This window comes from Variovorax sp. OK605 (assembly GCF_900115445.1).
Taxonomy (GTDB): domain Bacteria; phylum Pseudomonadota; class Gammaproteobacteria; order Burkholderiales; family Burkholderiaceae_C; genus Variovorax.
Genome location: NZ_FOWL01000002.1, coordinates 58519 through 72250, shown reverse-complemented (window position 1 = coordinate 72250; position 13732 = coordinate 58519). Strand labels below are relative to the sequence as shown.

The following is a 13732-nucleotide window of genomic DNA, read 5'->3' as shown; positions in this document are numbered from 1 at the left end:
ACCGGTTGCGCGGTGTTCCCGCAAAAAGGGCCGGCGATTCCTGTGCATCGCCGGCCTGCTGAACGCACGCTAGTCGGAAAGTTTTTATGGACATGGAGATTGCCCTGTTGCTGGGGCAGGACGGCATCGTGAACGGCGCGGTCTACGGACTGATGGCGCTCGCGCTGGTGCTGGTGTTTTCGGTCACGCGCGTGATCTTCATCCCGCAGGGCGAGTTCGTCGCCTTCGGTGCGCTCACCATGGCCGCGCTGCAGGCCGGCCGCACGCCGGCCACGCTGTGGCTGCTGCTGGCGCTGGCCGTGGCCGTGCTGGCGGTGGAAGCCTGGCGCTGGAAGCGCGGCACGGTCGTCGACTGGTTCTCGGCCCTCACCTGGTGCGTGGCGTTCCCGGCCGTGGCCGCGGTGCTGGTGCTCGGCTTCAAGCCCACCTCGATGGCGTTGCAGGCCGCCACCACTCTGGTGCTGATCGCGCCGCTCGGGCCCCTGCTCTACCGGCTGGCCTACCGTCCGCTGGCCGACGCCAGCGTGCTCATGCTGCTGATCGTGTCGGTCGCGCTGCACGGCGTGCTGGTCGGCCTGGGCCTGTACTTTTTCGGCGCCGAAGGCTCGCGCACCACGCCGTTCTCGGACGCGCGCTTCGACATCGGCGGCATTCCCGTCAGCGGCCAGTCGGTCGTGGTGGTGGGCGTCACGCTGGTGCTGGTGATCGCCATGTTCTGGTTCTTCGGCCGCTCCATGGTCGGCAAGGCGCTGCGCGCCACCGCCATCAACCGCGTGGGCGCACGGCTGTCGGGCATTCCCACCGAACTGTCGGGCGACCTGAGCTTCGCGCTCGCGGCCGTCATCGGCGCGGTGTCGGGCCTGCTCATCGCACCCATCACCACCGTGTACTACGACACCGGCTTCCTCATCGGCCTCAAGGGCTTCGTGGCGGCCATCGTCGGCGGCCTGGCCAGCTACCCGCTGGCGCTCGCGGGCGCGCTGCTGGTGGGCCTGCTGGAGTCGTTCTCGTCGTTCTGGGCCAGCGCCTACAAGGAGGTGCTGGTCTTCACCCTGATCATTCCCGTGCTGTGGTGGCGTTCGCTGCGCAGCCATCATGTGGAGGACGAAGAATGAATCCGTCTTCGTCTACTTCTGCTGCTTCTTCTGCTGCTTCTCCTGCTTCCACCCAAGCCGCCGCGCAGGGCCGCCCGCTGGTCACGCCGCGCACCCTCACGCTGGCCTGCATCGTCGCGCTCGCGCTGGCCTGGGGCTGGCTGCCCGAGTTCACGGTCTCGGTGCTGAGCAACATCGGCCTGTACGCGCTGGTGGCGGTCGGCCTCGTGCTGCTCACCGGCGTGGGCGGCATGACCTCGTTCGGCCAGGCCGCCTTCGTGGGCATGGGTGCCTACGCCACCGCGTGGATCTGCACCTCGCCCACCGCGGCCGGCTGGCTCGGCGGCTTCGCCGGCTCGGCGCTGGTGCCCTGGGCCGGGCTGCTGCTCGGGCTGGTGGCCACTTTCCTGCTGGCCTGGGCGCTCGGCGCGGTCACGCTCAAGCTGTCGGGCCACTACCTGCCGCTGTGCACCATCGCCTGGGGCCTGAGCCTGTACTTCCTGCTGGGCAACATGGAGTTCCTGGGCGGGCAGACCGGCATCACCGGCGTTCCGCCGCTGGTGGTGGCGGGCTTCTCGCTGGCCACGCCGCGCAAGCTGGGCGTGGTGATCTGGGCGGTGCTGCTGCTCGCGCTGTGGGCCATGCACAACCTGCTCGACTCGCGCGAAGGCCGCGCCATCCGCGCGCTCAAGGGCGGCCGGCTCATGGCCGAGTCGATGGGTGTCGACACCGCCCGCCACCGCATCAAGCTGTTCGTGCTGGCCGCGCTGCTGGCGGCCGTGTCGGGCTGGCTCTACGCGCACATGCAGCGCTTCGTGAACCCCACGCCCTTCAACCTGAACATCGGCATCGAGATGCTGTTCATGGCGGTGGTCGGCGGCGCGGGCCACCTGTGGGGCGCGGTGCTCGGCGCCACGCTGATCACGCTGCTGAAGGAAAAGCTGCAGGACGTGCTGCCCGCGCTGCTGGGCACCAGCGGCAACTTCGAGGTGGTGGTGTTCGGCCTGCTGATGCTGTTCGTGCTGCAGCGCTTCGCCGACGGCCTGTGGCCCACGCTCGCGCGGCTGCTGAGCCGCTGGGTGCGGCCGGTGGCCAAGGCGGTGCCTGAAGCAACCGCCGCGACTGGTGCGCCTGCCCAACTCGCTCAACTCGCCCAGCGCACCCTGCCCGCCTCCGGCACGCTGGTGCTGCAGGCCGACGACGTCAGCAAGCGCTTCGGCGGGCTGGTGGCCAACAACGCCATCTCGATGACGCTCAAGGCCGGCGAGATCCACGCACTGATCGGCCCGAACGGCGCGGGCAAGAGCACCTTCTTCAACATGATCTCGGGCGTCGACGACCCCAGTTCGGGCGAGGTTCGCCTGGTGGGCGAGACGATGTCGGGCAAGCCTTCGCGCGCCTTCGCGGCGCGCGGCCTGGGCCGCACCTTCCAGCACGTGCGCCTGCTGGGCCAGCGCAGCGTGGTGGAGAACGTCGCGCTCGGCGCCCACCTGCGCGCCAGGCGCGGCTGGCTCGCGGCCGCGCTGCGGCTGGACCGCGCCGAAGAGGCGGCGCTGATGGCCGAGGCCCGCCGCCAGATCGAACGCTGCGGCCTCGGCGCGCATGCCGACACGCCCGCCGCCTCGCTCTCGCTGGGCCAGCAGCGCGTGGTGGAAATCGCGCGTGCATTGGCCGGACAGCCGTCGGTGCTGCTGCTGGACGAACCCGCCGCCGGCCTGCGCCACCTGGAAAAGCGCGCCCTCTCCGTGCTGCTGAGCCAGCTGCGCGCCGAAGGCCTGGGCATCCTCGTGGTGGAGCACGACATGGAGTTCGTGATGAACCTGGCCGACCGCATCACGGTGCTCGAATTCGGCACCGTCATCGCCACCGGCACCCCGGCCGAAGTGCAGGCCAACCCGCGCGTGCTCGAGGCCTACCTCGGCGGCGCCGACGACGAACTGCTGGAAGACGCACGATGAGCCATCCCATCCTTCAACTCGAAGACTTCTGCGTCGCCTATCGCACGGTCGAGGCCGTGCACGGCGTGCGCGTGCATGTGAACGAGGGCGAGATCGTCACCGTCATCGGCCCCAACGGCGCCGGCAAGACCACGCTGCTGTGCGCGGCCATGGGCCTGCTGCCGTCCACCGGCAAGCTGGCGCTCGACGGCGAACGCATCGCGCGCCCCAGCGTGGAGACCATGGTGTCGCGTGGCGTGGCGCTGGTCCCCGAGCGGCGCGAGCTGTTCGGCGAGATGTCGGTCGAGGACAACCTGCTGCTCGGCGGCTTCTACCAGTGGCGCAAGGGCCAGCGCGACCAGCGCGCGCGCATGGACGAGGTGTTCGGCATCTTCCCGCGCCTGAAGGAGCGGCGCCCGCAGATGGCCTCGACGCTGTCGGGCGGCGAACGCCAGATGCTGGCCATCGGCCGCGCGCTCATGGCGCGCCCGCGCCTGCTGATGCTGGACGAACCCTCGCTCGGCCTCGCACCGCTGGTGGTGCGCGAGGTGCTGCGCGTGGTCTCGCAACTGCGCAGCCATGGCGTCTCGGTGCTGCTGGTGGAGCAGAACGCGCGCGCCGCGCTGCAGGTGGCCGACCGTGCCTATGTGCTCGAGATGGGCGCCATCGCGCTCGAAGGCCAGGCGCGCGACCTGCTGCACGACCAGCGGATCATCGATACGTACCTGGGTATCGGAAAGAAGGAATGACCCTCGTGCCGCCCTGCCTGGCGCTCTCCCCTTCCGGGCAAGGGTCGGGGCGGGGGCACGACGGCCTCGAACGAAGCGCAGCGCCCGTTGGGCGCTGCCCCCATCCCCACCTTCCCCCGCAAGGGGAAGGAGCCATACAAGGACACCGCACATGACCGCCACCCTCCAAAGCTACATCGCCGGCCGCTGGATCGGCCAGCAGGCCTCCCAGCAGCTGCACAGCGCCGTCAACGGCAAGCCCGTGGCCGCCACGCACGCCGAGGCCATCGACTTCGCCGAGGCACTCGCCTACGCGCGCCGCACCGGCATCCCCGCGCTCATGAAGCTCGACTTCCAGCAGCGCGCCGAACGCCTGAAGGCGCTGGCCAAGTACCTGGCCGCGAACAAGGAGCAGCTGTACGCCGTCTCGGCCCACACCGGCGCCACGCGCGCCGACAGCTGGATCGACATCGAGGGCGGCGCGGGCACACTCAGCGCCTATGCCGGCATCGGCACCAACGAGCTGCCCTCGGGCAACCTGGTGCACGAAGGCCCGGCCTTCCCGCTGGGCAAGAAGGGCGGCTTCGCGGGCACGCACATCCTGGTGCCGCGCGGCGGCGTGGCGGTGCACATCGACGCGTTCAACTTCCCGGTGTGGGGCCTGCTCGAGAAGTTCGCGCCCAGCTTCCTGGCGGGCATGCCGTGCATCGGCAAGCCGGCCACGGCCACCAGCTACCTCACCGAGGCCATGATGCGGCTGGTGGTGCAGTCGGGCATCCTGCCCGAAGGCAGCCTGCAGCTGGTGATCGGCAGCACCGGCGACCTGCTCGACCGGCTCGAGGGGCCCGACGTGGTCACCTTCACCGGCTCGGCCGACACCGCCGCCAAGCTGCGCGTGCACCCGAACCTGGTGCGCCAGTCGATCCCGTTCAACGCCGAGGCCGACTCGCTCAACTGCGCGATCCTCGCGCCCGACGTCACGCCCGACGACGAGGAGTTCGACCTCTTCGTGAAGGAAGTGGCGCGCGAGATGACCACCAAGGCCGGCCAGAAGTGCACGGCCATCCGCCGCGCCATCGTGCCGCGCCAGCACCTGGACGCGGTGGCCGAGCGCCTGCGCGCGCGGCTGGCCAAGACCGTGGTGGGCGACCCCTCGCTCGACAACGTGCGCATGGGCGCCCTCGCCTCGCACGCGCAGCAGGCCGACGTGGCCGAACGCGTGGCCACGCTGCTGCAGGGCGCCGAGCTGGTGTACGGCGAGCGCGACGGCTTCTCGCCCGTGGGCGACGGCGTGGCCCAGGGCGCGTTCTTCGCGCCCACGCTGCTGCTGAGCCGCAAGCCGCTCGAACACGACGCGGCGCACGACGTCGAGGCCTTCGGCCCCGTCAGCACGCTCATGCCCTATGACGGAATCGACGAGGCGCTGGCCCTGGCCGCGCGCGGCCGCGGCAGCCTCGTGGGCACGCTGGTCACGCGCGACCCGGCCATCGCGGCCAAGGCCATTCCGGTGGCCGCCGCCTGGCACGGCCGCCTGCTGGTGCTCGACCGCGAAGCCGCCGCCGAATCGACCGGCCACGGCTCGCCGCTGCCGCAGCTCAAGCACGGCGGCCCGGGCCGCGCGGGCGGCGGCGAAGAGCTCGGCGGCCTGCGCGCCGTGAAGCACTACCTGCAGCGCGCCGCCGTGCAGGGCTCGCCCACCATGCTGGCCGCCGTCACCGGCGAACACGTGCGCGGCGCGGCCGTGCGCGAGAGCGCGGTGCACCCGTTTCGCAGCTACTTCGAAGACCTGCGCATCGGCGACTCGCTGCTCACGCACCGCCGCACGGTGGGCGAGGCCGACATCGTGGCCTTCGGCGGCATCTCGGGCGACTACTTCTACATGCACTTCGACGAAGTGGCGGCCAAGGAGTCGCCGTTCGGCAAGCGCATCGCGCACGGCTACTTCGTGCTGTCGGCCGCGGCCGGCCTGTTCGTGTCGCCGGCGCCGGGCCCGGTGCTGGCCAACTACGGCCTGGACACGCTGCGCTTCGTCAAGCCGGTGGGCATCGGCGACACCATCCGCGCGCGCCTGACCTGCAAGCGCAAGATCGACCGCAACAAGAAGGACGCCGCCGGCCAGGGCCAGGGCGTGGTGGCCTGGGACGTCGAGGTGACCAACCAGGACGGCGAGCTGGTGGCCAGCTACGACATCCTGACGCTGGTCTCCAAGAAACCCGAAGCAACGACGGCCTGATGCCCCCGGGCATGTGCAAGGCCGTGTAAATTCGGCCGCCATGCTCTTCTGGTTCCAGATCGTCCTTCTTGCCGCCGGCACCGCCGCCTTGCTGTACGTGTCGCGCGGGCCGCTGAGCCGGCCCGGGTCGCACGGTTTCTACCGCTTCTTCGCGTGGGAATGCATGCTGGTGCTGATCGTGCTGAACCTGCCGATGTGGCACGACGATCCGTTCTCGCCGAAGCAGGTCGTCTCCACGCTGTTCTTCGCGCTGTCGATCTGGCTGCCGCTGCACGCGGTGCGCCTGCTCAAGGCGCAGGGCAAGCCGACCGAGGCGCGCAGCGACGACCCCGCGCTGTACGGCTTCGAGAAGACCTCCTCGATCGTGCGCAGCGGCGCCTTCCGCTACATCCGCCATCCGATGTACACGGCGCTGATGCTGCTCGCATGGGGCGCCTTCCTCAAGCAGTTCACGTGGTTCACGCTGGCCTTGGTGGTGGCGGCCACGGTGCTGCTGTTCCTGACGGCGGTGCGCGACGAACAGGAGTGCATCGCGCACTTCGGCGACGATTACCGCGACTACATGCGCGGCACGCGGCGTTTCATCCCCTTCGTGCTGTAACACTGGCGTCATCCGCCACCTTGCGGGATGCTGACCCGCACGATCAGGTTCTGTTCACACGAGTCTCCTAGCATCCGGGCATGCTGCTCGCACGCGTCCGCCTTTTCGCCGAAGCACACCACAGGCTGTGGTGCGTGGCGGGCATCCTGCTGATCTTCCTGCAGCCCTTCATCGCGGTGCACTTCCGCTGCGACGGCCTGGAGGACGAGCCGATGCTGCGCGTGCGCAGCGCCAGCGACGCCTCGCAGTTCGAGGCCGACGACCGCGCCGACCACCCCACCGACCGCGAGACCACGGTGTTCGCGCAGGCCCCGGCCAGCATCGACCACCCCGACGCCTTCGACTTCGCACTGAGCGGCCTGATGGCCATGGTGCTCGCGATGCTGCCGCTGGTGCTCGCAGCCGGGCGGCTGGTGGTGCCGGTCGTGCGCGAAGCCCCCGAGCATGTGCCGCCGCACGGCGGCGCGCCGCCCCCCGCGGTGCCCTGGCGGCGCTTGCCGCCACCCGCCGCCCCGCCTTTCCTCGCCTGAGAAACGAACGACGCCCCGCGCGTCGCGCCGCCTCGCTGCATGACGTCGTGTGACGTCAGGACGTGCCACGCCACGTCCGCGGCGCGGCCTTCCTTCCTCGTCGAAAGGTCCTGACCATGTCCAGCTTCTCCAGGTGCGCGCGGCGCACCGGGCGCCGCCCTGCGCCCCTGTTTTCCCGCGGCCTGCCCGTGGTGGCGCCATGAACGCGCTGAACCTCGCGCTGTTCCAGTGGCTCGCGGCCGGCAGCCAGCCCACGCCGTGGGTGCTTTCGGTGGCGTCGGCCTTCGCGCTGTGGGGCGCATGGCTGAGCGCGGCCATTCTCGTGGTGGCGCTGTGGCGCCACCGTGCCGACCGCGCCTACCTGTGCGTCGTCGCGGCGGCGGCGGGCCTGGCCTCGCTGCTGTCGCATGCCATCGCGATGCAGCTCGACGTGCCCCGCCCCTTCGTGCTGGGGCTGGCGCCCGCGTACATCGCGCACGCCGGGCGCGGCTCGCTGCCGAGCACGCACGCCGCCGTGATGTTCATGGTGGCGCTGGCCTTCCTGCTGCGCCCCAGCCTGCGCCGGCTGGGCTTGCCGCTGCTGGCGGTGGCCGCCGCCACCGGGTGGGCGCGCGTGTACGTGGGCGTTCATTTTCCGCTCGACATCGTCGCGGGGCTGCTGCTCGGCGCGGTGATCGCGGGCGCGCTCGCCATCGGGCACTGGGTCTTTCATTTTTTCGCAATGCGAACGGGACGCGGCGCCGGCCTTCGGCGCGCGGAACGTTCGCCGTGGAGGCATTCATGATTTCACCGATCGTCGCCAGGCATTCGCGCGCCGGCCTGGGCGCAGGCATTCCGCTCACCCACCCGGCGCCCGCGGTGCCCCAGGCGCTCGGTGCGGCCGCCGACACATCCACGTCAACGTCCACGCCCGCTTCGGCCCCGCCGCAAGCGCAGCCGCGCAGCATCTCCTGCGTCATTCCGTGCTTCAACGAAGGCGCCAACCTGAGGCACCTGCTGCCCCGGCTCGAGGACATCCTGTGGGCCACCGGGCTGCGCTGGGAGATCATCGTGGTGGACGACGGCAGCACCGACGACACCGCCGAAGTGGCCCGCGCATGGTGCGAGCTCACGGGCTTTCGCTGCATCTCGCTGTCGCGCAACTTCGGCAAGGAAGCCGCGCTCACCGCGGGCCTGGCCGCCGCCGGCGGCGACGCCGTGGTGCTGCTCGACGGCGACCTGCAGCACTCGCCCGACCTCATCCACCGGATGGTCGCCCAGTGGGCCGCCGGCGCCGAGGTGGTCTACGCGGTGCGCGAGGAGCGCCGTGACGAGAGCCGCTTCAAGCAGCTCGGCAGCCGGCTCTTCTACCGCCTGGTGAACGCCTCCGACCGTTTCGTGGTGCCCAAGGACGCGGGCGATTTCCGCCTGATGGACCGCAAGGTGGTGGACGCGCTCATGAGCCTGCCCGAGCGCAGCCGCTTCATGAAGGGCCTGTACGCGTGGGTGGGTTTTCGCGCGGTGGCCATGCCCTACACGCCCGCGCCGCGCGCGCAGGGCAAGAGCAGCTTCAACGCACGCCGCCTGGTGCGCCTGGCCATCGACGGCCTCGCCGCCTTCACCACCTGGCCGCTGCGCATGGTCAGCGTGGTCGGCCTGCTGTTCGCGGTGCCGGCCTTCGGCTACGGCACCTACGTGACCCTCGACTACCTGATGTTCGGCAACCCGGCCTCCGGCTGGACCACCATCGTGGTGAGCCTGATGTTCTTCATCGGCATCCAGATGATCTCCACCGGCATCGTGGGCGAGTACATCGCGCGCATCTACGAGGAGGTCAAGGGCCGTCCGCTGTACGTGGTGAGCCGCGAGCACGGCACCGGCCTGGAGAACGGCAAGCCATGAAGCGCAGCGACTCCGGGGGGTGGACCGCGCCCCAGCCGGTCTGGCTCATCGTGGCGCTGCTTGCATGGCTTCTGGCCACGGCATGGGCGCGCCCGCTGATGGCACCCGACGAAGGCCGCTACGGCGGCGTGGCGCTCGCCATGCTGCGCTCCGGCGACTGGCTGGTGCCGCGGCTCGACGGCCTGCCCTTCTTCCACAAGCCGCCGCTGTTCTACTGGATCGGCGCGGCCGCGATGTCGGTCGCCGGGCCGGTCGAATGGGCGGCGCGGCTGCCCTCGGTGCTGGGCGCGGCCGCGGCGGCGTCGGCGCTGTTCCTGTTCCTGCGCCGCTGGTCGAACGCCCGCGTGGCGCTGCTGTCGACCGTGGTGCTGGTGACCACGCCCTTCTTCTTCATCGGCGCGCAGTTCGCCAACCTCGACATGCTGGTGGCGGGCTGCATCTCGTGCACGGTGCTGCTGGCGGCCGGCGCGGTGCTGGCCAGGGAGCAGGAAGAACCGTGGCGCGCCCTGCTCGCGGGTGCCTACCTGTTTGCCGCGGCCGGGCTGCTGGCCAAGGGGCTGATCGGCCTGCTGCTGCCCGCGATGGTGATCGTGGGCTGGTGCGCCGCCACGCAGCGGCTCGCGGCGCTGCGGCTCGCGCTGTGGCTGCCGGGCTGGGTCGTGCTGCTGGCGGTGGCGGGGCCGTGGTTCGTCGCGATGCAGATGAAGTACCCGGAGTTCTTCGACTACTTCGTCATCACGCAGCACTTCAGGCGCTTCGCTTCGTCGGGCTTCAACAACGAGCACGGCTTCTGGTTCTACCTGCCGGTGCTCGCGGGCCTCACGCTGCCGTGGTTCGCGTGGGTGCTGGTGCCCCGGGGCCAGGACGAGGACAAGCGCTCGCGCCGCACCGGCATCGACCGGCTCATGTGGATCTGGCTCACGGTCATCGTGGTGTTCTTCTCGCTGCCGCGCTCCAAGCTCGTGGGCTACGTGCTGCCGGCGCTGCCGCCGCTGGCGTACCTGATCGCGCAGCGCGTGTTCGCGGGCCGCTCGTCCGACGCACTGCTCGGCAAGGTCCGCAACAAGGTGCGCCTCACCGCGCTGGCATCGGCCGCGGTGTGCGTGGCCTGCGTGGCGGCCATCGCGACCCATTCCACGCCGCCGGGCACGCGGCTGCGGCTGCCGCCGGGGCAGTCGGTGGCGCCGGGCGAACGCGTGCTGATGCTCGACAGCTACTACTACGAGATTCCGTTCTACTGGAACCTGCGCGAGCCGGTGCTGGTGTCGGACGACTGGCAGGCCGCCGCGCGCGACCCGCGCGACAACTGGCGCAAGGAGATCTCCGACGCCGGCCGCTTCGACCCCGAGCGCGCCGCGGCCACGCTGCTGGACCGCACGCGGCTCGCGTCCACGCTCTGCGTGCCGCGCGCCACCTGGATCGTGGGCGCGAACACCGCGCACCTGGCCAACCCGTGGTTGATGAAGGCGCAGCTGGTGGCGGTCAACGACGGCGCCGCGGCATGGCGCTTCGCTGGCAGCGCGACGGGCGACGCGCATTGCCTCGACGTGGCCGCACCGGCCGCACCGGTCCGAACCCCGGCCCCCGCCGCAGAGACGAGCGGCAATGGCTGAAACGCGCCATATCTGCATCTGCGCCGACGACTTCGGCATGGGCGCCGGCATCAACGCGGCGGTGATCGACCTGGCCGGGCAGGGCAAGCTCTCGGCCACCAGCGCCATGGTGCGGCGCGGCGCATGGCTGGCGGGCGCGCGGGCGCTGCGGTGCATTGCGCCCGCGCAGCTCGACGTCGGCCTGCACCTGGACCTCACGCCGCCGGCGCGCCCGGACGGGCCCGAGCCCGGGCTGGCCGGCCTGCTGGCGCGCACGTACACGCGAACGGCCAGCGTGCCGGCGCTGCGGGCCGACATCCGCGACCAGTTCACGCGCTTCGAGGACGCCATGGGCCGCGGCCCCGCCTTCGTCGACGGCCACCGGCACGTGCACCAGTTCCCGGTGGTGCGCGAGCTGGTGCTGGAGGAAATCGCGCAGCGCTACCCCACGGCACCGCCATGGGTGCGCGGCACCGCGCCGGGCTGGCGCCATGGGCCGGGGCGCTGGAAGGCCGCGCTCGTGCATGCGCTGGGCGGACCCGGAATGGAGGCCCTTGCGGCACAGCGGGGCATTCCGATGAGCCGGCGCCTGCTGGGCGTGTACGACTTCTCGGGCGACGCCTGCGGCTACGCGCAGCGCGTGGCCGACTGGCTCGCGGCCTGCCGCAACGGCGACGTGCTCATGTGCCACCCCGCCGCCGGCACGCACGCGGGCGACCCGCACGGGGCCGCGCGGCTGCGCGAATACAGCGTGCTGCATGCGCTGGTGCTGCCGCCACCCGGGCGCGACGGCGGCATTGCCTTGTCGCCGCTCTCGCGGCTGCTGCAGCGCGAGGCGCAGGCCTCCCCGAACGACGCGCGGCCGGTCGCGTAACATCCGCGCCACCGTCCGCCATCGTCCGCCAGCGCCCGTTCCGGGGGCGCCCCGCCCCATGCCTTCCCCCCAAAGCGCGCCCTTCCCCTCGGCCGCGCAAGCCGCCCTGCTCTTCGTCGCGCTGTTCCTGTGCGAGTTCGTCGTGGGTGCCGCGCTGCGCGATGCCAACGGCTGGCTCGGCCTCAACATCATGCAGATCGGCGTGCTGTCGTCGGTGCTGGGCAACGGCTGCGTGTTCGCGGTGGTGATGCACCTGCAGAAGCTCACCTACCGCGAGCTGTTCCACCAGTCGGCCTCTTCGGCGCGCGCCACGCTGATGCTGGTGGTGCCGCCGGTGCTGCTGCTGGTGCCGGCGCTGCTGCTCGCGCTCACCTCGGTGCTGCAGCTGCTCACGCTGCTGGTGCCGCCCTCGGCCTGGGAGGAGTCGTACTTCAGCCGCATGGCCGACGGCAGCGTGGCGGCCGTGCTCGCGGTGTGCGTGATGGCGCCGCTGCTGGAGGAGATGCTGTTCCGCGGCATCGTGCTGCGCGGCTTCCTGCGGCGCTATTCGCGCTGGCAGGCCATCTTCATGTCGGCGCTGCTGTTCGGCGCGGCGCACATGAACATCTACCAGTTCGTGGTCGGCTTCGTGATGGGCTCGGTGCTCGCCTGGCTGTACGAGCGCACGCGCTCGCTCATTCCCTGCATCGCGCTGCACGCGGCCTACAACACCACCACGCTGCTGCTGGCCGACCGGCTCGACGCCATCACGCCGTCGCGCCTGCTGTGGGCGGTGGCCGTGGCGTTGCTGGCGGCCCTGTGCGGCGTGCTGGCGCTGCGGGCGATGCTGGTGCCGCGCGCGGCGCGCGGCACGCCGTCCTGATCTTTTCGCCCGGCTAGTCCCAGCAGACGGTCAGCACGGCGTACCCGGGCAACGGCTCGGGCGCGGCGGGATGCCGGCCGCAGGGCCAGCCCTGGACGACACCGTCGGCCTCCAGCCCTTCGATCCACTGCTCGGCGTCCTGCGCGGATGCGCGGGTGTAGATGTGCACGTTCTCGGCCGGCGGCCAATCGAGAGAATCCTCGGCCAGTTCCTGCCATTCGTCGTGGATGCCGACGAGCAGCACCTGCACGTCGGGCCGCTGCGCGATGGTGCGCAGGCGCTCCCACAGCTGCGCGAGCGGCGGACGGCCATAGCCCCACTGGTTCGGCGCGATCGACTCTTCTTCGGAGTTGCCGTCGAAGTACGCATCGAGCGGCACCACCGGCGGCGCCTTGTCGCTCTGCGCGTGCTGCGCGCGAATGAGCGCCATCAGCTGCCCGTGCTGGCGCAGGAACTCGTCGCTGGCGGCCAGGCGCATGGCGCGCTGCCGCTCTTCGTCGTACAGCCGGCCGTGGCCGCGATGAAAACGCAGCCGGTCCTTCTCTTCGGGCTTGCGGATCGCCTTGAGCGACTTGCGCTGCCGGTCGAAGGCCGCCACGAGCAGGTCGCCCGGCGCGAGCCAGCCCACCGCCTGCGGCACCTCGGCGATGCGCAGCAGGGCGCCCTTCTCGTCTTCGTCGAGCAGTTCGTAGCCCGCCTTCACTGTGATGGACGCGCCGCCGATGCGGGCACTGTCCAGCGGGATCGCCAGGGGACGCATCGCGTCCGGCCCTAGAGTGACTTGGGCGGCAACGCCCGCGCATCGACCGCGTCGCCGTCGACGATGAAGTGCCCGCCCGCCACGTGGTGCAGCGTGCGCAGCTCGTCGTGCCCGCTGAAGTTCCAGCGCCCGTTGGCGAACACGCGCGCGTCGGCCTGCGCGGCGATCACCTCGCCCAGGAACAGGTCGTAGCGCTCCTGGATGTGCGCCTCGGGCAGCAGCCGGCATTCGAGCCAGGCCGCGCAGCCCTCGAGCAGCGGCGCGTCGGTGGCCACGCCCGCGAAGGTCTCCAGGCCGTAGGCCGCGAACTTGTCGCGGCCCGACTTCTCGAGGATCTCGCGGCCCGAGCTGTTGCCCAGCGCCTCCGTCAGGTCGAGCTGCGCGCGCGTGGGCACCTGCAGCGCGAAGGTGCCCGCGCCTTCGAGCAGCGCGCGCGTCCAGGTGCTCTTGTCGAGCACCACCGCCACCTTGGGCGGCGCGAAGTCCAGCGGCATGGCCCAGGCCGCCGCCATGATGTTGCGCTGGCCGCTGTGCGCCGCGCTCACGAGCACGGTCGGGCCGTGGTTCATCAGGCGGTAGGCCTTGTCGAGCGCAACGGGTTGGCGGTGCAGGGCATTGTTCATGGGGGCCACCATCGAGG

The 13732-nt window shown here is 71.2% G+C and carries 13 protein-coding genes; 11 read left to right on the top strand and 2 right to left on the bottom strand.

Features of this window, described 5'->3' with window-relative positions:
* The first annotated feature begins 86 nt into the window (after window positions 1-86).
* The 11 genes from BM013_RS04740 to BM013_RS04690 all read left to right on the top strand — a co-directional run bounded on the left by BM013_RS04740 (window position 87) and on the right by BM013_RS04690 (window position 12332).
* Window positions 87-1115 (top strand): branched-chain amino acid ABC transporter permease, encoded by a 1029-nt coding sequence (locus tag BM013_RS04740; protein ID WP_093123520.1) that lies wholly within the window; start codon window positions 87-89, stop codon window positions 1113-1115.
* A complete protein-coding gene (locus BM013_RS04735) occupies window positions 1112-3052 on the top strand; it encodes a branched-chain amino acid ABC transporter ATP-binding protein/permease (RefSeq protein WP_093123518.1) in 1941 nt (646 codons plus the stop codon). The genes BM013_RS04740 and BM013_RS04735 overlap by 4 nt, the downstream gene beginning before the upstream one ends.
* The gene (locus tag BM013_RS04730) at window positions 3049-3780 is read left to right on the top strand and encodes an ABC transporter ATP-binding protein (RefSeq protein ID WP_093123515.1); all 732 of its coding nucleotides are present in this window, start codon (window positions 3049-3051) and stop codon (window positions 3778-3780) included. The genes BM013_RS04735 and BM013_RS04730 overlap by 4 nt, the downstream gene beginning before the upstream one ends.
* Before the next feature lie 151 nt (window positions 3781-3931).
* A complete protein-coding gene (gene paaZ / locus BM013_RS04725) occupies window positions 3932-5992 on the top strand; it encodes a phenylacetic acid degradation bifunctional protein PaaZ (protein ID WP_093123512.1) in 2061 nt (686 codons plus the stop codon).
* 40 nt (window positions 5993-6032) lie between these two features.
* A complete protein-coding gene (locus tag BM013_RS04720) occupies window positions 6033-6593 on the top strand; it encodes a methyltransferase family protein (RefSeq protein WP_093123510.1) in 561 nt (186 codons plus the stop codon).
* Between the two features lie 80 nt (window positions 6594-6673).
* Window positions 6674-7123 carry a hypothetical protein gene (locus BM013_RS04715; RefSeq protein WP_093123507.1) on the top strand — a complete coding sequence of 150 codons (450 nt, stop codon included), beginning with the start codon at window positions 6674-6676 and terminating at the stop codon, window positions 7121-7123.
* 199 nt (window positions 7124-7322) lie between these two features.
* Window positions 7323-7907 carry a phosphatase PAP2 family protein gene (locus tag BM013_RS04710; protein ID WP_093123505.1) on the top strand — a complete coding sequence of 195 codons (585 nt, stop codon included), beginning with the start codon at window positions 7323-7325 and terminating at the stop codon, window positions 7905-7907.
* The gene (locus tag BM013_RS04705) at window positions 7904-9004 is read left to right on the top strand and encodes a glycosyltransferase family 2 protein (protein ID WP_093123502.1); all 1101 of its coding nucleotides are present in this window, start codon (window positions 7904-7906) and stop codon (window positions 9002-9004) included. Before BM013_RS04710 ends, BM013_RS04705 begins: the two co-directional genes overlap by 4 nt.
* Window positions 9001-10617, top strand: coding sequence for an ArnT family glycosyltransferase (locus BM013_RS04700; RefSeq protein ID WP_093123499.1), 1617 nt, complete (start codon window positions 9001-9003; stop codon window positions 10615-10617). Before BM013_RS04705 ends, BM013_RS04700 begins: the two co-directional genes overlap by 4 nt.
* Window positions 10610-11470, top strand: coding sequence for a ChbG/HpnK family deacetylase (locus tag BM013_RS04695; RefSeq protein WP_093123497.1), 861 nt, complete (start codon window positions 10610-10612; stop codon window positions 11468-11470). Before BM013_RS04700 ends, BM013_RS04695 begins: the two co-directional genes overlap by 8 nt.
* Window positions 11471-11528: 58 nt before the next feature.
* A complete protein-coding gene (locus BM013_RS04690) occupies window positions 11529-12332 on the top strand; it encodes a CPBP family intramembrane glutamic endopeptidase (protein WP_093123494.1) in 804 nt (267 codons plus the stop codon).
* Between the two features lie 13 nt (window positions 12333-12345).
* Here BM013_RS04690 and BM013_RS41620 read toward each other — a convergent pair whose 3' ends face one another.
* Complete coding sequence (locus tag BM013_RS41620; RefSeq protein ID WP_218153637.1) at window positions 12346-13092, bottom strand: hypothetical protein; 747 nt, start codon at window positions 13090-13092, stop codon at window positions 12346-12348.
* A gap of 11 nt (window positions 13093-13103) precedes the next feature.
* On the bottom strand, window positions 13104-13715 hold the full coding sequence (locus BM013_RS04680) for a flavin reductase family protein (RefSeq protein WP_093125119.1): 612 nt from the start codon (window positions 13713-13715) through the stop codon (window positions 13104-13106).
* Window positions 13716-13732: the final 17 nt, after the last annotated feature.

Bases quoted from the DNA above. Each gene is read 5' to 3' on its own strand.
- BM013_RS41620 (WP_218153637.1), bottom strand. From the start codon at position 13,092: ATGCGTCCCCTGGCGATCCCGCTGGACAGTGCCCGCATCGGCGGCGCG.
- BM013_RS04740 (WP_093123520.1), top strand. From the start codon at position 87: ATGGACATGGAGATTGCCCTGTTGCTGGGGCAGGACGGCATCGTGAAC.
- BM013_RS04715 (WP_093123507.1), top strand. From the start codon at position 6,674: ATGCTGCTCGCACGCGTCCGCCTTTTCGCCGAAGCACACCACAGGCTG.
- BM013_RS04710 (WP_093123505.1), top strand. From the start codon at position 7,323: ATGAACGCGCTGAACCTCGCGCTGTTCCAGTGGCTCGCGGCCGGCAGC.
- paaZ (WP_093123512.1), top strand. From the start codon at position 3,932: ATGACCGCCACCCTCCAAAGCTACATCGCCGGCCGCTGGATCGGCCAG.
- BM013_RS04680 (WP_093125119.1), bottom strand. From the start codon at position 13,715: ATGAACAATGCCCTGCACCGCCAACCCGTTGCGCTCGACAAGGCCTAC.
- BM013_RS04735 (WP_093123518.1), top strand. From the start codon at position 1,112: ATGAATCCGTCTTCGTCTACTTCTGCTGCTTCTTCTGCTGCTTCTCCT.
- BM013_RS04720 (WP_093123510.1), top strand. From the start codon at position 6,033: ATGCTCTTCTGGTTCCAGATCGTCCTTCTTGCCGCCGGCACCGCCGCC.
- BM013_RS04730 (WP_093123515.1), top strand. From the start codon at position 3,049: ATGAGCCATCCCATCCTTCAACTCGAAGACTTCTGCGTCGCCTATCGC.
- BM013_RS04695 (WP_093123497.1), top strand. From the start codon at position 10,610: ATGGCTGAAACGCGCCATATCTGCATCTGCGCCGACGACTTCGGCATG.
- BM013_RS04705 (WP_093123502.1), top strand. From the start codon at position 7,904: ATGATTTCACCGATCGTCGCCAGGCATTCGCGCGCCGGCCTGGGCGCA.
- BM013_RS04690 (WP_093123494.1), top strand. From the start codon at position 11,529: ATGCCTTCCCCCCAAAGCGCGCCCTTCCCCTCGGCCGCGCAAGCCGCC.
- BM013_RS04700 (WP_093123499.1), top strand. From the start codon at position 9,001: ATGAAGCGCAGCGACTCCGGGGGGTGGACCGCGCCCCAGCCGGTCTGG.